The organism is Brunnivagina elsteri CCALA 953, assembly GCF_002289455.1.
GTDB classification, from domain to species: domain Bacteria; phylum Cyanobacteriota; class Cyanobacteriia; order Cyanobacteriales; family Nostocaceae; genus Brunnivagina; species Brunnivagina elsteri.
Genome location: NZ_NTFS01000004.1, coordinates 1 through 21303, shown reverse-complemented (window position 1 = coordinate 21303; position 21303 = coordinate 1). Strand labels below are relative to the sequence as shown.

The 21303-nt window shown below is 43.2% G+C and carries 13 protein-coding genes; 9 read left to right on the top strand and 4 right to left on the bottom strand.

What is annotated here, in order from left to right; genetic code table 11:
• Window positions 1-37: 37 nt before the first annotated feature.
• The 3 genes from CK510_RS00780 (at window position 38) to CK510_RS00770 (ending at window position 3456) form a co-directional block, all read left to right on the top strand.
• The gene (locus CK510_RS00780; RefSeq protein WP_095719883.1) at window positions 38-796 is read left to right on the top strand and encodes an undecaprenyl-phosphate galactose phosphotransferase family protein; all 759 of its coding nucleotides are present in this window, start codon (window positions 38-40) and stop codon (window positions 794-796) included.
• Window positions 797-1175: 379 nt separating this feature from the next.
• Window positions 1176-2255, top strand: coding sequence for a GDP-mannose 4,6-dehydratase (gmd, locus tag CK510_RS00775; RefSeq protein WP_095719860.1), 1080 nt, complete (start codon window positions 1176-1178; stop codon window positions 2253-2255).
• A 256-nt stretch (window positions 2256-2511) separates the two neighbouring features.
• Window positions 2512-3456 carry a GDP-L-fucose synthase family protein gene (locus CK510_RS00770; RefSeq protein ID WP_095719859.1) on the top strand — a complete coding sequence of 315 codons (945 nt, stop codon included), beginning with the start codon at window positions 2512-2514 and terminating at the stop codon, window positions 3454-3456.
• Window positions 3457-3538: 82 nt separating this feature from the next.
• Here CK510_RS00770 and CK510_RS00765 read toward each other — a convergent pair whose 3' ends face one another.
• Window positions 3539-4336, bottom strand: coding sequence for a hypothetical protein (locus CK510_RS00765; RefSeq protein ID WP_095719858.1), 798 nt, complete (start codon window positions 4334-4336; stop codon window positions 3539-3541).
• Window positions 4337-5281: 945 nt separating this feature from the next.
• On the opposite strand from CK510_RS00765, the gene rpsT reads away from it, so the two are divergent.
• From rpsT to CK510_RS00740, 5 genes are all read left to right on the top strand, one after another.
• Window positions 5282-5578 carry a 30S ribosomal protein S20 gene (gene rpsT / locus CK510_RS00760; protein ID WP_095719882.1) on the top strand — a complete coding sequence of 99 codons (297 nt, stop codon included), beginning with the start codon at window positions 5282-5284 and terminating at the stop codon, window positions 5576-5578.
• 68 nt (window positions 5579-5646) lie between these two features.
• Complete coding sequence (locus CK510_RS00755; protein WP_095719857.1) at window positions 5647-6432, top strand: TatD family hydrolase; 786 nt, start codon at window positions 5647-5649, stop codon at window positions 6430-6432.
• Between the two features lie 875 nt (window positions 6433-7307).
• Window positions 7308-10643 (top strand): DNA-directed RNA polymerase subunit beta, encoded by a 3336-nt coding sequence (rpoB, locus tag CK510_RS00750; protein WP_095719856.1) that lies wholly within the window; start codon window positions 7308-7310, stop codon window positions 10641-10643.
• 164 nt (window positions 10644-10807) lie between these two features.
• Window positions 10808-12685, top strand: a complete 1878-nt coding sequence (locus CK510_RS00745; RefSeq protein ID WP_095719855.1) for a DNA-directed RNA polymerase subunit gamma — start codon at window positions 10808-10810, stop codon at window positions 12683-12685.
• A 157-nt stretch (window positions 12686-12842) separates the two neighbouring features.
• Window positions 12843-16904: a DNA-directed RNA polymerase subunit beta'' gene (locus CK510_RS00740; protein ID WP_095719854.1), complete on the top strand. Its 4062-nt coding sequence runs from the start codon at window positions 12843-12845 to the stop codon at window positions 16902-16904.
• Window positions 16905-17205: 301 nt separating this feature from the next.
• On the opposite strand, the gene CK510_RS00735 is transcribed toward CK510_RS00740, so the two are convergent.
• Together CK510_RS00735 and CK510_RS00730 are read right to left on the bottom strand one after the other, a co-directional pair.
• Window positions 17206-17784 (bottom strand): hypothetical protein, encoded by a 579-nt coding sequence (locus CK510_RS00735; RefSeq protein ID WP_095719853.1) that lies wholly within the window; start codon window positions 17782-17784, stop codon window positions 17206-17208.
• A gap of 21 nt (window positions 17785-17805) precedes the next feature.
• On the bottom strand, window positions 17806-18816 hold the full coding sequence (locus tag CK510_RS00730; RefSeq protein ID WP_095719852.1) for a hypothetical protein: 1011 nt from the start codon (window positions 18814-18816) through the stop codon (window positions 17806-17808).
• Window positions 18817-19082: 266 nt separating this feature from the next.
• Between CK510_RS00730 and CK510_RS31365 the strand changes: the two genes are divergently transcribed.
• Window positions 19083-19229 carry a hypothetical protein gene (locus CK510_RS31365; RefSeq protein ID WP_158224816.1) on the top strand — a complete coding sequence of 49 codons (147 nt, stop codon included), beginning with the start codon at window positions 19083-19085 and terminating at the stop codon, window positions 19227-19229.
• On the opposite strand, the gene CK510_RS00725 is transcribed toward CK510_RS31365, so the two are convergent.
• Entirely contained in the window at window positions 19226-20914 is a 1689-nt protein-coding gene (locus CK510_RS00725) for a cellulase family glycosylhydrolase (RefSeq protein WP_095719851.1), read from the bottom strand. The genes CK510_RS31365 and CK510_RS00725 overlap by 4 nt on opposite strands.
• Between the last annotated feature and the right edge of the window lie 389 nt (window positions 20915-21303).

Below are 21303 nucleotides of genomic sequence, written 5' to 3'. Positions count from 1 at the left end.
ATTGGGACTATGTGTGGTGTGGATTTTAAGGAGTATGATGACTGCCCAGAGCTCACTCCTCTCCGGAAAGCGAAGCCCAAGGCAGACCGCTAGCGCATCTTCGCGTACCTTTTTAAAACGCGGTCAATTAAAAAGGATACCGAAACCCAAACCTAGAGGTTTACCCTTTGCGGGAATCAACGGAGAGTTTGCCAAACGACTATTCGACATAGCGTTTTCGCTATTTGTTTTGATTATGTTTTCTCCCGTCTATCTGCTGTTAGCCTTACTAATTGCAGCTGGTTCGGAGGGACCTATTTTTTATGTTCAAGAACGGGTTGGAAAGAACTACAGGACTTTCAACTGTATAAAATTCCGCACAATGGTGAGTAATGCTGACGACATACTCGTGCAAATCATGGAAACCTCACCACAAATGCGGGATGAGTTCGAGTCAAGCTTTAAACTCAAGCACGACCCTAGAATTACACCTATTGGTCATTTTTTGCGAATTACCAGCTTGGATGAATTTCCTCAGTTTTGGAACGTTCTCAAAGGGGACATGAGTGTTGTTGGTCCTCGACCTTTAGTTGAGGAAGAACTTCCAAAATACGGCTGTCACATCGAGCAAATATTAACTATCAAACCTGGGATTACTGGGTTGTGGCAAGTATCTGGGCGTAATGACATCCCTTACCCTCGTCGTGTTCAAATAGACCTACATTACGTAAAATTTAGGACTTTTTGGCTCGATTTGTGGATTGTTCTCAAAACAATTGGTGTCGTCATTATTCCCAAGAATAACGGGGCATACTAAATAGCTAGCAATGTATGGGTATGAATTTTACAGTATCTGTGAGGTAATTTATTTCACAGATATTTTTTGTTGGATATTGGGCATCTGTATTGCATATTACAATAGTGCCCAATCCTTCTTTAAAAATATAAAGTTTTCATGAATATCAGCACAAACTAACAGGATTGTTTGACTTTTGCTAGTTAAGCTTAAGTGGGGTAGTCATAAATTCCAGCAAAATAAGTGGATTTACTTAAAATGGCAATCAGGCATATGCAAATAACTAGTAAGTTCCCTACTGGGCAAAAAATTTAGTAGTTGCTAGCTTATACCAGGTTGATATGTCTATCTATCTAGTTCATCGATTAAATCAAACATAGAGAACGAGGGATTATTGAGCATGACGCAACAAAAGCGAGCGCTGATTACTGGTATTACAGGTCAAGATGGTTCCTATCTAAGCGAGTTTCTGCTGGAACAAGGTTACGAAGTTCACGGTATTATTCGCCGTACCTCTACATTTAATACCGATCGCATCGACCATATGTATGAAGACCCTCATAAAAAGGGTGTGCGTTTATTTTTACACTATGGTGATTTGACAGATGGAACCACACTGCGCCGCATTTTAGAAGAAGTTCAACCAGTAGAAATTTATAACTTGGGCGCTCAATCCCATGTACGTGTTAGCTTTGATTCACCGGAATATACTGTTGACTCGGTGGGTGTAGGAACTTTGCGTTTATTGGAAGCAATTCGCGATTACCAACACCGTACAGGTATTCAGGTACGCTTTTATCAAGCGGGTTCTTCAGAAATGTATGGTTTGGTACAAGCCGTACCTCAGAGCGAAACAACTCCTTTTTATCCCCGCAGTCCTTATGCTTGTGCGAAAGTATATGCTCACTGGCAAACTATAAACTACCGCGAATCTTACAACTTATTTGCTTGTAATGGTATTTTGTTTAATCATGAATCGCCCAGACGCGGTGAGACATTCGTCACCCGTAAAATTACAATGGCGGTGGCTCGGATTGTTGCTGGCAAACAGAAAAATATTTATATGGGTAATCTAGACTCCAAACGAGATTGGGGTTATGCAAAGGATTACGTGCGGGCGATGTGGTTGATGCTGCAAAAAGAACAACCAGACGATTATGTCATTGCGACTGGTGAAACTTACACCGTGCGTCAGTTTTTGGAAAAAGCGTTTGGATACGTAAACCTCAATTGGGAAGATTATGTAGAATTTGACGAGCGTTATCTACGTCCTGCGGAAGTTGATTTGTTGATTGGTGATTCAACCAAAGCACAGCAACAATTGGGTTGGAAACCCTCGGTAACATTCGATCAGCTTGTACAACTCATGGTTGAAGCTGATTTGCAGGCTTTAGGTATTACTTCAGAAAATGGTAAAGGCTCGGAAGTTTCTAATGATACAGCGACAGTCCGTCAAGAACTACGTGCCCTCCACTTCTAATTTTTAGGTTTTAGATTTGGGATTTGGGATTTGGGATTCAGGTAAAAGTTACACAGTCATCTGCTCTTTTGCCTAAGTGGTAGATTTTAAAATCAATTAAAATGCTGCTGTTGTCGTTAATGCTGTAAAACTTCGATTCAAAACTTATTTTGAATTGGTTTGCAAGAATATCCAAAAATCCTAAATTTAAAATCTAGAGCCTAATAAACCACAATCCAAACCAAAATCTAAACCAAAATCTAAAATCCAAAATCCTATGACTGGCTTAGAACTCAAAGACAAACGGATTCTCGTGACTGGTGGTGCTGGTTTCCTGGGTAAGCAGGTAATCGACCAGTTGTGTAAAGCTGGGGCAAGCAAAGATAAAATTACAGTCGTGCGATCGCGTGACTATGATTTATGCCAAATGGAAGCTTGCAAACGTGCAGCAGACCAGCAAGATATTATCATCCATCTTGCGGCACATGTTGGCGGCATTGGTTTGAATCGTGAAAAACCCGCAGAGTTGTTTTACGACAATTTGATGATGGGTACGCAATTAATTCACGCTGCTTATGAAGCTGGTGTAGAAAAATTTGTTTGTGTTGGCACAATTTGCGCCTATCCTAAGTTTACACCAGTGCCATTCAAGGAAGAAGACATCTGGAATGGCTACCCGGAAGAAACTAATGCACCCTATGGTATAGCAAAAAAAGCTCTGTTAGTTCAACTCCAAGCGTACAGGCAACAGTACAACTTTAACGGTATTTACTTACTTCCGGTGAATCTATATGGACCGGAAGATAACTTTAACCCCAACAGTTCCCACGTCATTCCTGCGTTAATCCGCAAAGTCCAGGAAGCACAAGAACGGGGAGACAAACAATTACCTGTGTGGGGTGATGGTACTCCAACCCGTGAGTTCCTCTATTCTGAAGATGCGGCTCGCGGTATTGTCATGGGAACCCAGTTTTATGATGATTCTGAACCTGTAAATTTGGGCACTGGCTACGAAATTTCCATCAAGGATTTGATTACCACAATCTGTAGGTTGATGAAATTTGAAGGTGAGATTGTTTGGGAAACCGACAAACCCAACGGACAACCCCGTCGCTGCTTGGATACGGAACGTGCGAAAAAAGAGTTTGGCTTTACCGCACAGATCGGATTTGAGGAAGGGTTGAAAAATACGATTGATTGGTGGCGTAAAAATGCTAATTAAAAATTAATCTCTATATTTGGCAAAAACCGAGCAAGGTATCTAAAACTTGCTCGGTTTGATTTTTTGATGAAAATTAAAATCCTTAAAACTTCACTTCATCTGTGGTTGCAGCTTCGTAATGGACTTGAAATCTATTTGCGATCGCAACGTTACTTACAGCATTAGGTTGTTGTTGCAGGCTATTCTGCATCATTTGCATCCGCTCCATCATTTCTCGAAGCTGGATTTGTAGAGCTTCAAATTCCCGCGCTGTAACGCTAGCTTGAGCATCTTTGGCATTAGCTTGTGCTTGCCCATGCTTCGTCATATAACTTTGCCCAGATGCAAAAGCTGATGATGCATTCGCGACTTTTGATTGGTTTACTAGTGGTTTTGAAGCCCGCGAAGGTAAGGAATTTACAACTTGTTGATATGTTTGTACTGGAATTTGGGCGACAACTGGTTGAGTCACCACAGTTGGTGGAGTATTTCGATTTACATAACTATCGAAAGGAACTTCCTCATCTAAGAAATTATTTAAACCAGATAATTGCAGTCGTGATTCTGATAAATTTAATTCTTTGAGTAATTTATCTTTTTGTTCTAAATGTTCTTCAAGTTGTGTCAGTTGTTGCTCAAACTCCGATGATTTACGAGAAGAGTTGCGCCATCCGCTAACAGCAGCAGCAGCTATACCCGCTCCTAAGCTTAAAGCTGTTATTGCCACCACATAAGGAGGAGCAATATCTCTGAGTCTGCCATCAAAAATTGGTTCTTCCTCAAACCTAATATTTATAGGCTTATCACCTAGTACAGCTAGAGGAAAACTCATTGCCGCAAAAACTGCTGCGGAAGCAATGACAGGTGGTAAAATAAATTTTCGCAGTGCTGATAGGCTCATGTTTAATTCAAGTCAAATTGCTTGTTAAAAGTATATATCTGTGTGACCGCAGCACCAGTATCAGTTATGTAAAAAATAATAAATAGAGCCTGATGACACTAAGTGGATATGATTACTGCGCTATTGTCTAATTGTATCTTAAAATGCTCAATTTTCAATATGTAAGCTGTGAAGAAATGGGATATATCATTAAATTTTTTATGAATTTTTCATTAATCAAATTGTATTAAAACAGCATTTACACTTATTGATGATGTTTATGTAAGATTACGCGGATTGACACACTTTCGATGCTTGAATCAAAATACCACGAAATAGTATCTGGTGATATTTATGGCACGTTTTTCATTGCTCATACTTCTTAGAGAGGTAATTTCAGAAGCAGAAAAATGTATAGATTGTTTGCGTATCTGCTAGTGCTTTTTTACTTTTTTAAATAGTTAAAATGCGGAACTGGTTATGATTAAACTGGCTATTACTATTTTTAACTAAGTATTCCCACTGCTGAAAATATAAAATTTTAATATTGTTTAGATTGCTTTGTAGTATTAGATACTTTATTTATCTAAAATATTGGGATTACAAAGGAGCATCTGTCGTCACTATTTCAATCCCGCGTTTTCAAGCATGGGGAACAAGAATCCATCTCCCTCCATAGGCGACTGATATAGCTAGCTTCTCGCTCCGCGAGTATCCGTAGGGGGAGGATTCGGGTAGGGTGGAAATAATGTGCGGCTTCTGATTAAATTGGTTTCACTAGTATGTATATATCTCTATATAGATGTATAGGCAAACATTTAAGCAGATGTCAGCTTGGATATGCTGCAAATCAAGACTCTTGATATTAATATTTTTACGAATCTTGATATTGGCAATATGGATGCTATATTAGTATATCTAGCAGTGTGTGTACATTTTATAGATAGTTATTTCCGGAAGTTAACAGTGGCAAATAATAAGTCAGCTCTCAAACGTGCCAAAATAGCAGAACGCAACCGACTACGCAATAAAGCCTATAAGTCGGCTGTTAAAACTCTAATGAAGAAGTATTATGCATCACTAGAAGCGTATACTGCTCAACCCACAGATGAGTCCAAGCAAGAAATGATGGCTCGGATGTCAGAGGCTTATAGCAAAATTGATAAAGCTGTAAAGCGTGGTGTCCTACATACCAATAATGGTGCGAGGAAGAAATCGAGATTAGCACAACGATTAAAATCATTGGCACAAACAGCAGCTTAAGCGATCGCGTTGGCTGCTTGTGAGTCGGAAATGAGTAGAAGGTAGCTAGTTAATTTCGCAGAATCAAAATGCAGCTGATTGATACCCACGTTCACCTCAACTTTGAGGTTTTCCTTTCTGACTTAGCAATGGTGCGATCGCGATGGCAAGAAGCAGGTGTAGTACATTTGGTACATTCCTGTGTTCAGCCATCCGAGTTTCCTAGTATTCAAGCCATAGCTCAACAAATTCCCGAACTGAGTGTTGCTGTAGGTTTGCATCCATTGGATGCAGATAAATGGAGTGACAAGACAGCAGATGAAATTAAAGCATTTGCCCGCTCTGATGCAAAAATTGTTGCGATTGGGGAAATGGGGCTTGATTTTTATAAAGCTGATAATTACGAACATCAGGTGATGGTGTTTGAGTCGCAACTTGCGATCGCATCAGAACTTGATTTGCCTGTCATTATCCATTGTCGTGATGCGGCTTCGTCAGTTAGAGAGATTCTGCAAAAATGGACAGATATGAAAGGGGGACGAGTGCGGGGTGTCATGCATTGCTGGGGTGGGGAACCTGAAGAAACTCAATGGTTTCTAGATTTAGGTTTCTACATTAGCTTTAGCGGCACAGTCACATTCAAAAATGCCAAAACCATTCAATCAAGTGCGGCAATGGTTAGTAGCGATCGCCTCTTAATCGAAACAGATTGTCCGTTTTTGGCTCCTGTTCCCAAACGAGGTGAGCGACGTAACGAGCCTGCTTACGTTCGTTACGTTGCCGAACATGTTGCTAATCTTCGGGGAGAAACCCTAGACGCGATCGCACAACAAACAACTGAAAATGCCTGTAAGTTATTTGGTTTAAAGATTTGAGCTTCATATTTGGGTTAAAGATTTTAAATGCGATCGCTACTAGATTTCGGAAGACTGGCATTAAGAAAAATAAATTTTTGTGGGGACAAAAATATGATAATATTATTTCCTCCAAAAAAGGCTTGCTTGCGTCATAATGATTAAGGAGGCAAATTTAAGCTAACTTGATTTGACCATCCTCCCATCTCGACCAACGGATGCGACTAAAAATCTATGAATAAATCTTTTCAACCTCAAATTAGATTCATCCGTACAGTCGGACTTTATTAAGTAGCGATTTGTATACAAATCATAACTTTTTTTTGCATTTAATTTGCATTTAATACAGTCTGGCAATTATTATTTAGCCTGAAAGAAGCCATTATTTTCATAACCACGAATTCCAAGGTATTACCCTGACTAGCTAAAAATTATTTTATAAGCATAATTCTCAAAGATTTGTAGCAAAGTATCACAGAGCAACCACAAACCTGCTGGAATTTCTGGCAATGGAGAGTGGTAGTCTGCACAGGATCGAAACAAACAGGCTTTTTGAAGGGGAAGTGAGCAAAGCAAAAAAAATGCCAGCACATCTACACCATCTACTGAGAGGAATCAAGCTAAAAGCTAGCTTCTGGCATTATTTACTTCCGATAAATTGGAGGAAGTAGATATGTTTTTGTCAAAATACTTATCCAAGATAGATGAACCGCTACATCTATCTACAAAGAACATTCTTTACTGCAATTGGCAAACATCGGAAAAAGCGAAAAGTAAAGTCAGATGGATACTAGCAGGCAGCAATTATTGCTCGACGCAGTATTTTCAACAAGCTTAATCATAAGCTTAACAACAATCTCAACAACAAGCTTAACCAGGTTGATAAAGGTAGAGGCATGACTAACGAATCGATTATGGAACCAGCCTTTCTATTACCCGACTTAATTGCAATCCAGCGTTCGAGTTTTCGCTGGTTTTTGGAAGAAGGGTTGGTAGAAGAGCTAAATTCTTTTAGTCCAATTACTGACTACACTGGCAAACTCGAACTGCATTTCTTGGGTAATAACTACAAGATGAAGGAACCCAAGTATAATGTTGACGAGGCAAAGCGAAGGGACAGTACCTACGCAGTGCAAATGTACGTGCCGACGCGCTTAATTAACAAAGAAACTGGCGAAATTAAAGAGCAAGATGTATTTATTGGCGATTTGCCATTGATGACCGATCGAGGCACATTTATTATTAATGGTGCAGAACGGGTTATCGTTAACCAAATTGTGCGATCGCCTGGAGTCTACTATAAATCAGAAATCGATAAAAACGGACGCAGAACCTACTCAGCCAGCTTAATTCCTAACCGAGGTGCTTGGTTAAAGTTTGAAACCGACCGTAATGACTTAGTTTGGGTACGTATCGACAAAACCCGCAAGCTTTCGGCACAAGTACTGCTAAAGTCCTTGGGATTATCAGATAACGAAATTTTCGATGCCCTCCGTCACCCCGAATACTTCCAAAAAACCATCGAAAAAGAAGGTCAGTTTTCTGAAGAAGAAGCCTTGCTGGAATTGTATCGTAAATTACGTCCCGGCGAACCACCAACAGTATTGGGCGGACAACAACTGCTAGACTCACGCTTCTTTGACGCAAAACGCTACGACTTAGGAAGAGTCGGAAGATACAAATTAAACAAGAAACTACGCCTGCAAGTACCTGATACAGTGCGAGTTTTGACTCCTAACGATATCTTAGCAGCTGTCGATTACCTAATCAACCTCGAATTTGATATTGGTAATACTGACGACATCGACCACTTAGGGAATCGTCGCGTCCGCAGTGTTGGCGAATTGCTGCAAAACCAAGTTAGAGTCGGCTTAAACCGCTTAGAAAGGATTATTCGCGAACGGATGACCGTATCCGATGCCGAAGTCCTCACCCCTGCATCCTTGGTTAACCCCAAGCCTTTGGTCGCTGCCATCAAGGAATTTTTTGGATCGAGCCAATTATCGCAGTTCATGGATCAAACCAACCCCCTCGCGGAATTGACCCACAAACGCCGACTATCAGCCCTTGGTCCTGGCGGTTTGACCCGCGAACGCGCAGGGTTTGCAGTCCGGGATATTCACCCATCCCACTACGGACGTATTTGCCCGATTGAGACACCCGAAGGTCCCAACGCGGGTTTGATTGGTTCCTTGGCAACCCATGCCAGAGTTAACCAATATGGATTTTTGGAAACACCTTACCGTCAAGTTGAAAATGCGAAAGTACGGCTAGACTTGCCCGTAATTTACATGACTGCCGACGAAGAAGACGACTTACGGGTGGCAGCAGGTGACGCGATGACCGATGAAAACGGTTATTTGAAAGGGATAGTACCCATCCGTTACCGTCGGGAGTTCTCGACAACAACCCCCGAACAGGTAGACTGCGTGGCGGTATCTCCAGTCCAGATTGTATCGGTTGCCACCAGCATGATTCCTTTCCTGGAGCATGATGACGCAAACCGGGCACTGATGGGTTCCAACATGCAACGGCAGGCAGTACCCCTACTCAGACCAGAACGTCCTTTAGTGGGAACTGGTTTAGAAGCACAGGCAGCGCGGGACTCCGGGATGGTAATTGTCTCCCGTACCGATGGTGATGTAACCTACGTTGATGCTACGGAGATTCGTGTGCGTCCACGACCGAAAGTGATGGAAGGGGAAGCCCCCAGATTCAACCCGCCAGAATTAAGAGAGCTTAAATATTACCTTTCCAAATATCAGCGATCGAACCAAGATACCTGTTTAAACCAGAAGCCCTTGGTGCGGATGGGTGAAAAGGTAGTGGCAGGGCAGGTTTTGGCAGATGGTTCTTCTACCGAAGGTGGAGAATTAGCCCTCGGACAAAACATCATCGTCGCCTACATGCCTTGGGAAGGGTACAACTACGAAGACGCGATTTTGATTTCCGAGCGTTTGGTACAGGAGGATATTTACACCTCGATTCACATTGAAAAATATGAAATAGAGGCAAGACAAACCAAACTAGGACCAGAAGAAATCACCCGTGAAATTCCCAACGTTGGTGAAGATGCCTTGCGTCAGTTGGACGAACAAGGGATTATCCGGATTGGGGCTTGGGTAGATGCTGGGGATATTCTCGTTGGTAAAGTCACCCCTAAAGGAGAATCGGACCAACCACCCGAAGAAAAATTGTTAAGAGCAATTTTCGGTGAAAAAGCGCGGGATGTGCGGGATAACTCATTGCGTGTCCCCAACGGAGAAAAAGGTAGAGTCGTTGATGTGCGGCTGTTTACCCGCGAACAAGGTGACGAATTACCACCTGGTGCCAATATGGTAGTGCGGGTATATGTAGCCCAAAAACGGAAAATACAAGTCGGTGATAAAATGGCTGGTCGTCATGGTAATAAAGGGATTATTTCCAAGATATTACCGGCGGAAGACATGCCTTACCTCCCCGATGGTGGCACCGTTGATATCGTCCTCAATCCTCTGGGTGTACCGAGCCGGATGAACGTAGGACAGGTCTTTGAGTGCATGTTAGGTTGGGCTGGTCATCACTTAGGCGTGCGGTTCAAGATTACCCCCTTCGATGAAATGTACGGCGAAGAATCCTCACGTGCGATCGTCCACGGCAAATTACAAGAAGCACGGGATGAAACTGGTAGAGATTGGCTATACAACCCCGACAATGCTGGCAAAATTATGGTTTACGACGGTCGGACAGGGGAACCCTTTGACCGTGCAATAACAGTTGGCGTAGCTTACATGCTCAAACTTGTACACTTAGTAGACGATAAAATCCACGCTCGTTCTACCGGACCTTACTCGCTGGTTACGCAGCAACCCTTGGGTGGTAAGGCACAACAAGGTGGTCAGCGCTTCGGAGAAATGGAAGTATGGGCACTCGAAGCCTTCGGTGCAGCATATACATTGCAGGAGTTGTTGACAGTAAAATCCGACGACATGCAAGGACGTAACGAAGCTTTGAATGCGATCGTGAAAGGCAAGGCAATTCCGCGACCAGGAACACCGGAGTCGTTCAAGGTATTGATGCGCGAGTTGCAATCGTTAGGTTTGGATATTGCCGTCCATAAGGTTGAGACTCAGAATGATGGTAGTTCGCTTGATGTCGAAGTCGATTTGATGGCAGACCAATCAGCGCGTCGTACACCTCCTCGTCCAACTTATGAGTCCCTATCCCGCGATTCAGTCGAAGAAGACGAGTAAAAAAATAGTTAGGAGTGGGGGTGAGGGCTTAGGGATTGAAATTTTCTTTCTTCTAATTCATCACTCTCAACTCCTAACTCTGACAACTAAATACTCCTCACAACGCACTAATAAAAGCGTGTGTTTAAAGTAGCTCTTTAAGTAAGAACTCAGTAATAAAAAACATGAGACCAGGTCAAAACAACCAATTTGATTACGTCAAAATCGGCTTGGCATCGCCCGAACGGATTCGAGTTTGGGGTGAGAGAACGTTACCTAACGGTCAAGTAGTCGGGGAAGTTACCAAGCCAGAAACTATTAATTACCGGACTCTCAAACCGGAAATGGATGGGCTTTTTTGCGAGCGTATTTTTGGTCCTGCGAAGGATTGGGAATGTCATTGCGGTAAGTATAAGCGCGTTCGTCACCGTGGTATCGTTTGCGAACGTTGCGGTGTGGAAGTTACGGAATCACGAGTGCGTCGCCACCGGATGGGCTACATTAAACTGGCGGCTCCTGTAGCTCACGTTTGGTATCTCAAAGGTATTCCCAGTTATATTGCCATCCTGCTGGATATGCCTTTGCGGGATGTGGAGCAAATTGTATATTTCAATTCCTATGTGGTTCTCAGTCAGGGCAACGCTGATACTTTAAGTTATAAGCAACTCCTAAGTGAAGACCAGTGGTTGGAAATTGAAGACCAGATTTATGCTGAAGATTCCCAATTAGTTGGAGTCGAGGTGGGGATTGGTGCAGAAGCACTACTACGCTTACTCGCTGATATTAATTTAGAGCAGGAAGCTGAAAATCTTCGCGAGGAAATTGGCACTGCAAAGGGACAGAAACGAGCAAAGTTGATTAAGCGGTTGCGGGTAATTGACAACTTTATCGCCACTGGTTCCAAACCAGAATGGATGGTAATGACGGTAATTCCCGTGATTCCTCCCGATTTGCGCCCAATGGTGCAGTTAGATGGTGGACGGTTTGCCACAAGCGACTTAAATGATTTATATCGGCGCGTGATTAACCGTAACAACCGTTTGGCAAGACTGCAAGAAATTCTCGCACCAGAAATTATTGTCCGTAACGAAAAACGGATGCTGCAAGAAGCCGTTGATGCGTTGATAGATAACGGTCGTCGTGGACGGACTGTAGTTGGTGCAAATAACCGTCCATTGAAGTCCCTGTCAGACATTATCGAAGGTAAGCAAGGTCGTTTCCGGCAGAACTTACTCGGTAAACGGGTTGACTATTCCGGTCGTTCTGTCATCGTCGTTGGTCCAAAATTACATATCCACCAGTGCGGATTGCCAAGAGAAATGGCGATCGAATTATTCCAACCGTTTGTAATTAATCGGTTGATTCGCAGTGGGATGGTAAATAACATCAAAGCGGCGAAAAAACTCATATCACGGGCTGATCCACAGGTTTGGGATGTTCTCGAAGAAGTAATCGAAGGACACCCTGTGATGCTGAATCGTGCGCCGACACTTCACCGTTTGGGTATTCAAGCATTCGAGCCGATTTTGGTGGAAGGTCGAGCAATTCAACTGCACCCACTAGTCTGTCCGGCGTTTAACGCCGACTTTGACGGCGACCAAATGGCAGTACATGTTCCCCTATCATTGGAATCCCAGGCTGAAGCACGGTTGTTGATGTTGGCTTCTAATAATATTTTGTCTCCTGCAACTGGTAAGCCAATTATTACCCCTAGCCAAGACATGGTTTTGGGTGCTTATTACCTAACCGCAGAAAATCCCGGTGCAACCAAAGGTGCTGGAAAATATTTTGGGTCTTTAGATGATGCAATTATGGCTTTTGAACAGGGGCAAATCGACTTACATGCCTATGTATTCGTTAGATATGATGGCGAAGTTGAATCCCCTGAAGCTGATTTGGAGCCATTGCAAGAGACTAAAAATGAAGATGGCACAGTCACCAAAATGTATAAATTCCGTCGCGTCCGCCTAGATGCTCAGGGAAATTTGATGACTCAATATATACGTACTACTCCGGGTCGCGTTATCTACAATAAAGCGATTCAGGAAGCATTAGCAACTTAGGGAATCGGAATCGGGTATGGGGCAAAGCGCATAGGAAGAGATTTCTGTTGCTGATTGCCCTATTCTGCGGCTGACCGCAGAGCGAAAGCGTTCCCATTGCCCATTATTTCCCCAATGCCCGTAGCCCAATCGCTAATGACTAAAGGATTAATGACAAATGACTAATGAAAAAATGGTTTTCCGGAATCGTGTAGTTAACAAGGGTCAACTACGAAACTTGATTTCTTGGGCGTTTACCCAGTACGGATCGTCACGGACGGCGGTAATGGCAGATAAGCTCAAGGCTTTGGGTTTCCGCTACGCAACAAAGGCTGGGGTTTCCATCAGCGTTGATGATTTGATGGTGCCTCCATCGAAACGGAGTTTGCTTGATGCGGCGGAGGATGATATTCGCGCCACAGAGGAGCGCTACCAACGGGGTGAGATTACTGAGGTTGAGCGTTTCCAGAAAGTAATTGATACATGGAACGGAACTTCTGAAGCCCTGAAAGATGAGGTAGTTAAGCACTTTGAAAGTACTGACCCCCTCAACTCGGTATACATGATGGCGTTTTCTGGAGCGCGGGGTAATATTTCCCAGGTACGTCAGTTGGTGGGAATGCGTGGGTTGATGGCTAATCCCCAAGGGGAAATCATTGACTTACCAATTAAAACGAACTTCCGTGAAGGTTTGACTGTAACTGAATATATTATTTCTTCCTATGGTGCGAGAAAAGGCTTGGTTGATACTGCTCTGCGTACAGCCGACTCTGGTTATCTAACTCGCCGTCTGGTTGACGTATCCCAGGACGTAATTATTCGGGAAATTGATTGCGGAACGATGCGGGGTATTCCCATTCAGCCAATGAGAGACGGTTCTAAGGTTTTGATGACCCTAGCGACTCGCTTGATGGGACGGGTTGTCAATGTAGACATAGTGCATCCCAAGACAGGGGAAATTATTGCGGTTCGCAACACCGCGATTTCCGAGGAATTAGCCAACGAGATCGAAAAAGCTGGTGTTGAAGAAGTGATGGTGCGATCGCCCCTGACTTGCGAAGCTGCGCGATCGGTTTGCCGACACTGTTACGGTTGGAGTTTGGCACATGCCAAAATGGTTGACTTGGGTGAAGCTGTGGGAATTATCGCCGCTCAAAGTATTGGCGAACCTGGAACCCAGTTAACCATGCGGACTTTCCACACCGGGGGTGTATTCACCGGGGAAGTTGCGAAACAAGTGCGATCGGAGACTAACGGGACTGTAAAGATTCCTCGCAAGTTACGCACCCGTCCTTTCCGTACCCGCCACGGTGAAGATGCATTATTTGTGGAAATGAACGGCATCGTCACTGTTGACAACAGCGAAACGGGTATCAAAGAAGTTGAGCTTACTCAAGGTTCTACACTTTATATTACAGACGGTCAAAAGGTCAAAGTTGGGCAGCTGATCGCGGAAGTTGCACTGGGTGGAAGAACTACACGTATAAGTACTGAGAAAGCTGTAAAAGATGTAGCGTCAGACTTGGCGGGTGAAGTCAAGTTCTCAGATGTTGTTGCCGAGCAAAAAACCGACAGGCAGGGAAATACAACAACTACAGCCGCTAAAGGTGGATTGATTTGGATACTCTCAGGCGATGTCTATAATTTACCACCGGGAGCAGAACTCGTTGTCAAAGAAGGTGATAGTGTCGTAACTAATGGTGTGTTGGCTGAAACCCAGTTAACAACAGTTCACGGTGGTGTAGTTCGCTTGCCGGAAGTGCAACCAGGCAAGAATACTAGGGAAATTGAAATTATTACTGCATCGGTAGTACTTGACCAGGCAACGGTGACGGCACAAAGTACTCAAGGTCGGAATAATTACTTGGTGACTACGATTAACAATCAAGCCTTTAACCTTAGAGCTACCCCAGGGACGAAAGTACAAAACGGTCAGGTTGTCGCCGAATTAATCGACGATCGCTACCGGACTACAACAGGTGGTTTGCTCAAATTTGCTGGTGTGGAAGTTCAGAAGAAAGGTAAGGCAAAGCAAGGTTATGAGGTCGTACAAGCTGGTAGCTTGCTATGGATTCCCGAAGAAACCCATGAAGTTAACAAAGATATTTCGCTATTGCTAGTTGAAGATGGTCAATTTGTCAATGCTGGTGATGAAGTTGTTAAAGACATCTTCTGCCAAAATAGCGGCGTAGTCGAAGTGACTCAGAAAAACGACATTCTGCGGGAAGTCGTGGTGAAGCCGGGTGAACTACTAATGCTCGATAATCCCGAAGCTGTCATGGGACGTGATGGTACATTTGTACAACCGGGCGAAGAGTTGATGGGACAAGTTGTCACCGAACTGCGTTACATCGAGTATGTTGAATCTCCCGAAGGTCCAGCATTGTTGAGTCGTCCGGCTGTCGAGTTTAAAGTTCCCGAACAACCAGATGTGCCATCAACAACATCAGTAAGTCAGCAAACTGGACGTTCGATTCAATTGCGTGCAGTACAACGCTTGCCGTATAAGGATTCTGAGCGGGTCAAATCTGTTGAAGGTGTCGAGCTACTACGTACTCAGTTGGTATTGGAAATCGAGCAAGAAGCCGACCATGACCATAGCGCCTCACCATTAGCAGCCGATATCGAGCTAGTTCCGGATGAGGAAGACCCAGATATTCAACGCTTGCAACTGGTTATTTTGGAATCCCTGGTAGTTCGTCGCGATATTTCTGCGGATGCAACCCAAGGTAGTACGGAAACCAACCTCGAAGTTGAGGAAGGAATGACAATTGCTCCGGGAGCAGTCGTTGCCCGGACTCAAATCCTTTGTAAAGAAGGGGGTGTAGTCAGGGGTATCCAGAAGGGGACGGAGGCTGTACGTCGTTGTTTGGTGCTGCGAAATAGTGATGTACTAGTTACACACTGCAAGAATCAACCCAAGGTAAAAGTTGGCGACTTAATTGTTGAGGGTAGCGAAATTGCTACTGGTGCCGTAGCTGAAGAATCTGGGCAAATTGTCGAAGTTTCTAGCGGTGCTGGAACTGGTGGGGGTGACTCAGCTTTGGCAACCCAAAAACACACGGTGAAAACCCGTATTGGTCGTCCTTACCGCGTCAGCCCTGGTGCAGTGCTGCAAATTGAAGATAGTGGCTTGGTACAACGGGGTGATAACTTGGTGCTGCTGGTGTTTGAGCGTGCCAAAACTGGGGACATCATCCAAGGTTTGCCAAGAATCGAAGAATTGCTCGAAGCTCGGAAGCCAAAAGAAGGTTGTATTCTAGCAAGACGTAGCGGTGAAGTTAAGATTGTTTATAGTGATGGAGATGAAGCGATCGCAATTAAAGTGATCGAAGCAAATGGCGTTGTCACCGAATACAACCTTGGACCCGGACAAAACTTGAATATTTCCGATGGGCAGCAAGTAGAAGCCGGACAAACCATGACTGATGGTCCTTCTAACCCTCACGAGATTTTGGATTTGTTCTTTAGTCTCGGTCATGAAGATGGTATTTATGCTTGTGCGAGTATTGCACTACAGGAAGTACAAAGTTTCCTCGTCAACGAAGTCCAATCGGTATACCAATCCCAAGGTATTGATGTTGCCGACAAACACATTGAAGTTATCGTTCGTCAGATGACATCGAAGGTGCGGGTTGATGATGGTGGAGACACAACAATGCTCCCTGGTGAGTTGGTGGAATTGCGACAAATCGAGCAAGTTAACGAAGCAATGTCGATTACTGGTGGTGCGAGGGCGCAATATACGCCAATGCTACTCGGTATTACTAAGGCATCTTTGAATACCGATAGTTTTATCTCCGCCGCATCTTTCCAAGAAACTACAAGGGTACTTACTGAAGCTGCGATCGAAGGAAAATCAGATTGGTTGCGCGGTTTGAAGGAAAACGTAATTATCGGACGTTTAATTCCTGCGGGTACGGGTTTCAATGCTTACGATGAACCTACTATTGTTGATGACTACTCCACTGAACTAACCAGCAGTGTTTTAGATGAGGTTGACGACCCACTCGATATGGTACTCGACGATCGCACGGCTCGTAACTATAATTTGGATTCGCCTACTCTTGGTGTTCCCGATGCAACTTTTGGTGTTAGTGCTAGACGTAGTGGCGCTATTATCGAGGAAGATGATTACATGGTTCCTGAAGTTAGCGACCTCGTTGATGAAGATGATTACGAGGAAGTTGATGATGCTGATGTGGATGATGTAGATATAGATGTTGATGATGATTTTTAAGTAGGAAGCTAGGAGTTAGAATTAAATTTAAACTGCGGTTTTAGTTTAATTGTTTGATAACTTGCTCATAACTACTAGTCATCTTAATGTCAGCAAAAAAAGCGTTCCTAATATTAGTTAGGGACGCTTTTTTGGTATTTATTCAAAAGTTGCGATCGTATCCTTGTCGATGCAACGAGCAATTAACTTGACTAACGGCAAAACGCAGCGCGGCAGACAACCTCGGCATCCCCACCCCACTCACTTTTGTCCGTCTGCTACAGTGACCTGTTTGCTGGCTTTACCTGTTCTTTGATACCAGCTATAAGTTCGCCCGACAACTTCCGCAAATTGGATTAAGACTAAGATTGTGAGGGATAATTCTGTTCTTCTGCCCACAATTGAGGCATTGTCTAACTGGATATATATCACCTCCAAGTACATCACCTGGAAGCTCTGCAATTACTTCATTAGCTCGTTCTAAATTGCGAGAAAAGTATTTATCAGGAACTTGAATGAATTCTTCTCTTAGTTCAAATAAAACTGTATTTGTTGCTAAGACTGCTTTTTCAAATTCTACTAAGGACTTGTGTGTTGGATTGTCATCAATGTCCCACATTAGCGTATATAAACACTGCTGGAGCCTAATTGCTAGACGTAGAATATCTTTCTCTGCCTCATCGAGAGCATGTTGTTTAGTCGAATCATGGATTTGTTGTTTGCTTTTCTCAGAATATTCATTGTATTTTTTCTCTAAGTTTGAATATTTGGTTGAAATATCGTTAGCAACTTGCCTGTGATGCTTTGCAGCTTGTCGATCTTTTTCACCAGCAGCATGAGTAGCAAAAGCAGCAGAGGCAGCACCGACCGCAGCACCAACAAGAGGTAAAATAAAAAACATAGCTTTACCTAACTCAATTATTTACGCAGAGGGAATAGAGTCCTGAGAGCCAAGCAATGCCTTACTACCAACTGGACTAACTCCTAACGATTTGGCAATAGCGGCTGACTCAAGATATCTTTTTAATGCTCCTTCAACACCAGTTTCAATCGGTCGATTTGAAATCTCAGTGTTTAGCGCTTGAGCATTATCCAAAAACGCTAGATTTTTGGTGTGTTCGTATAAAAGCTCATTTTCAACCTCTTTGAGATAGTTTAGATCGCGCTGAGTTAGTGATTTATAATATTCTTTCGTTTGATTCTTATGGTCATCAAGAATCTTGAAGAATTCATAAACCATGCCTGCACCACCCACAGCTAACAGAACAGGAGAAACTGCTGTTAACGCTAGAGCAACAGGAGGACAAGCTGTAGCAACTGCTGTGACCGTAAAAGCTGTTGCAGCACCAACCCCTCCTCCAATAGCAGTTTCTTTGACTGTTTCCATAGCTGCATCCTGAGGCGATATTTCTCCTCGCATAACTCGCAGCGCATTCCTGAGCATGGAAAAAGGAGCAGTTGTAATCGCACCGATTACTGCTCCTTTGGGCGCAGCTTGTAGACCGGACTTTAACGCGCCAGTTAAATTGTCAATTTTTACTTTGACATCAATCCGCTTTTGCTCTTGCCGAGTCATTTGCTGATCGCCACGAGCACGATTCGCAGCTTTGTTTTCCCATTTAATATTATCTGGATGGCTTGAGCCACCTTTGCTGTGAGGTGTTACATGACTGGCATCCTTGTCTGCAAGATACTCTTTGACTTTGGAAGCAGCGGATTGACCGTCAACGCCTGCACGTTGAGATGGCGGTATTTTGTCAATCATCTGTTGAGTTTGAGCGTCACCTCGTCCCAGACCACTACGTATTCCACCTCTCTTCAAATGCCCCAACTTTTCTGGAGTGTACTGCTTAATGTCGTCCCTCAGGGCGTGACGAACTTGGGTGCTAGCAGCAGCATTAGTAGCGGAATTACGTTGAGAATCGTCTGACATGATTTTAGTATGAGAAGTGTAAAAAGAAACTCAGTAAATATATTCCTCCTATTATGCAATAACGTTTTACGGAACGGCAACCGCATGATTGTCAGCAAACAAAAACCTTACAACAACTTGATATTCAGGACTATATAGATAGCCTTTCTGTACTGTCCCTACCCAAATATGAAGCAGTTCAAAGTCGAGTTGAGCAGTAACCGTGATGCGGTTATGCTCACTTGCAAATTAGATTTCAGCCTTATCATTGGCACTACTCTACGAGAATGCGAAGCAACTACCGCGTTTTGAAGGTAAAGTCGCGATCGCATGGACTCATTTTTAGCTTAATACCTTGCGATCGCGGAGCATGTCCGCTTCGGATTTCTATAGTTCTCAAGGTAGATGAGGTTTATAAACGCAATGCCCTCTAATTGTTGATGGTGATTTCAATCTGTTTGGGCTGATAATCTCCACTACCTAACTTATTGGCACAAAAACCAGTATCACGCACCTGTTTTGGTTCTATTGTCATTCCCCAATTTAGAGGATTAACAACATATTCACTCTTTCCTTGTTGTTTAAAAGTACCATTCCAAGAATTATTAATTGCAGCATTATTCATGTTAAATTTAAGCTGCCAATTATTAATTTTACTACTGCTGGTATTTTCCACTTTGAAAATGACGCAAAACCCGGATTCCCAATCTGAATCTATTTTGCTGGTCACTTGTATTTGCTTAGATGAAGAAGAAGCAGAAAGTGAGGAAGATGGAGGAGATGATAAAGATGGAGGAGGTGATAAAGAGGATGGAGAAGGGGAAGAATTTTTGGAGAATGGGGCTTTTCCCGCTTGTATTGGCTGTATAGTCGGCATTATTGCTACTGGTGCTACTGGTGGTGGGGTGAATTTTACAGGCAATATTTTAGACAGTAATACTTGCTTTGGTGCATCAATCGATTTCCAATCATCAAGTAAAATTCCACCTGTGTCGGAACTGTTAGGATTCCAACTCCAATAGGCAAAGTTTAAGTTTTTATCGCGAATATAATTGACAAACTGGTTTTGCCAAATCCCTTCTTTAGATTTGCTGTCAACAAGTCTACCGCCAAATTCCCCAATCCAGATGGGAGCAATTTTTTGACGAGCAATATAATAAAAACCCGTTTCCCAACGTTGTGTCAGATTTTTGGGAAAGCTTTTATCATCAAAATACGGCTTTTTATGTACACCTTCACCGTATTCGTGGGGAGAATAAACTAACTTATTCCGTTTTGATAAGCGAACTGGGTAGCGTTTGACACCTTCTAAATTTCCACCCCACCAATGATGGGTAAGTTTTTGTCCGGGAACGTTGTTCTCGATTCCTTCGATGACGATTAGCCAGTTAGGGTTTATACCAAGAATTGCATTCCCTGCCCGTTCCGCAGCTAATCGCCAGTCGGTTGCCAGATTGTTAGTACCCCAACTAGCTTTACCGTGGGGTTCATTTTTCAAATCCGCACCAACTATATTTTTTTGCTTCTTGTAACGTCGTGCTAGCATCTGCCAAGTATCAATCCAGTCGGCTTCGCTAAAACCATCACCGTACCAAAGTTCGGGAATACGCTTGTCGTTGAGACGATGGCTATCAAGTATAACCAGCAATCCTTTGCGATCGGCTTCTTGAACTACTAAGTCCATGATTTCCAAGGGGGTTTTTCCCTGAAGCTCTTTGTTGCTGCCGATGGTGTAGTCTATCCCAGAAGCACTTTTGCTACGTAAAGCTTCAACTGAGTATGGTAAACGGATGAGGTTGTATCCCAAGCTTTTGATTTGGGCAAGCATCTCTTTGTAATCCCGTTTCCACAATCCATGAGGTGCGTGGGTTTCGACTTCCATCCCAAACCAATTTACACCTCGGAATAATACGGTTTTTCCCTGGGCATCAACAATTTTTGCACCACTGGTTGATAGTGGTAGCTGGATTACTTCAGATGCCAAGACAGCATTGCTTGTGTTGTCAATCGGTAATCTTGCCAAAAATCCACCCAAGAATACAACTAACGCTACAGAAAGTACGAACAGCCGTTGGTAAAACTGAATTCTTCGCCGTTTCATTTTTGGGATAAATGGCATAAATTTTCACTGTGGTTGGGGAACTGGCTTTTGAGGGAACAATCCTATAACATCCATTTGTTAATCAATCGGCGATACTTTTCTATCATATCCGCCACAAATAGACTCGTCATCTTGAGACTATTTAAGCAGTGGATAACTACTATTGATTGCCGAATTGGCAGAGATAGTGATTAATGGTTATAATTCCACAATCACCTCTCTAAAATTTTTAAATAGTTTCATTTTATGTATATTTGTTTCATAGTCATTTGATGTTATGTACCAATCCTATTTGAGTTCTGAAAATTATCGAACTGCCATAGATATGGATTATTTTTTGTAGAGTATAAGACTAATCAAAACCAAGATAGGAAGGAAAGATTAGGACTATTATATTAAAAAAAATT

Coding starts and splice junctions, on each gene's coding strand:
- CK510_RS00780 (WP_095719883.1), top strand. CDS start 38: ATGACTGCCCAGAGCTCACTCCTCTCCGGAAAGCGAAGCCCAAGGCAG.
- gmd (WP_095719860.1), top strand. CDS start 1,176: ATGACGCAACAAAAGCGAGCGCTGATTACTGGTATTACAGGTCAAGAT.
- CK510_RS00770 (WP_095719859.1), top strand. CDS start 2,512: ATGACTGGCTTAGAACTCAAAGACAAACGGATTCTCGTGACTGGTGGT.
- CK510_RS00765 (WP_095719858.1), bottom strand. CDS start 4,336: ATGAGCCTATCAGCACTGCGAAAATTTATTTTACCACCTGTCATTGCT.
- CK510_RS00755 (WP_095719857.1), top strand. CDS start 5,647: ATGCAGCTGATTGATACCCACGTTCACCTCAACTTTGAGGTTTTCCTT.
- rpoB (WP_095719856.1), top strand. CDS start 7,308: ATGACTAACGAATCGATTATGGAACCAGCCTTTCTATTACCCGACTTA.
- CK510_RS00745 (WP_095719855.1), top strand. CDS start 10,808: ATGAGACCAGGTCAAAACAACCAATTTGATTACGTCAAAATCGGCTTG.
- CK510_RS00740 (WP_095719854.1), top strand. CDS start 12,843: ATGACTAATGAAAAAATGGTTTTCCGGAATCGTGTAGTTAACAAGGGT.
- CK510_RS00735 (WP_095719853.1), bottom strand. CDS start 17,784: ATGTTTTTTATTTTACCTCTTGTTGGTGCTGCGGTCGGTGCTGCCTCT.
- CK510_RS00730 (WP_095719852.1), bottom strand. CDS start 18,816: ATGTCAGACGATTCTCAACGTAATTCCGCTACTAATGCTGCTGCTAGC.
- CK510_RS31365 (WP_158224816.1), top strand. CDS start 19,083: ATGCGAAGCAACTACCGCGTTTTGAAGGTAAAGTCGCGATCGCATGGA.
- CK510_RS00725 (WP_095719851.1), bottom strand. CDS start 20,914: ATGCCATTTATCCCAAAAATGAAACGGCGAAGAATTCAGTTTTACCAA.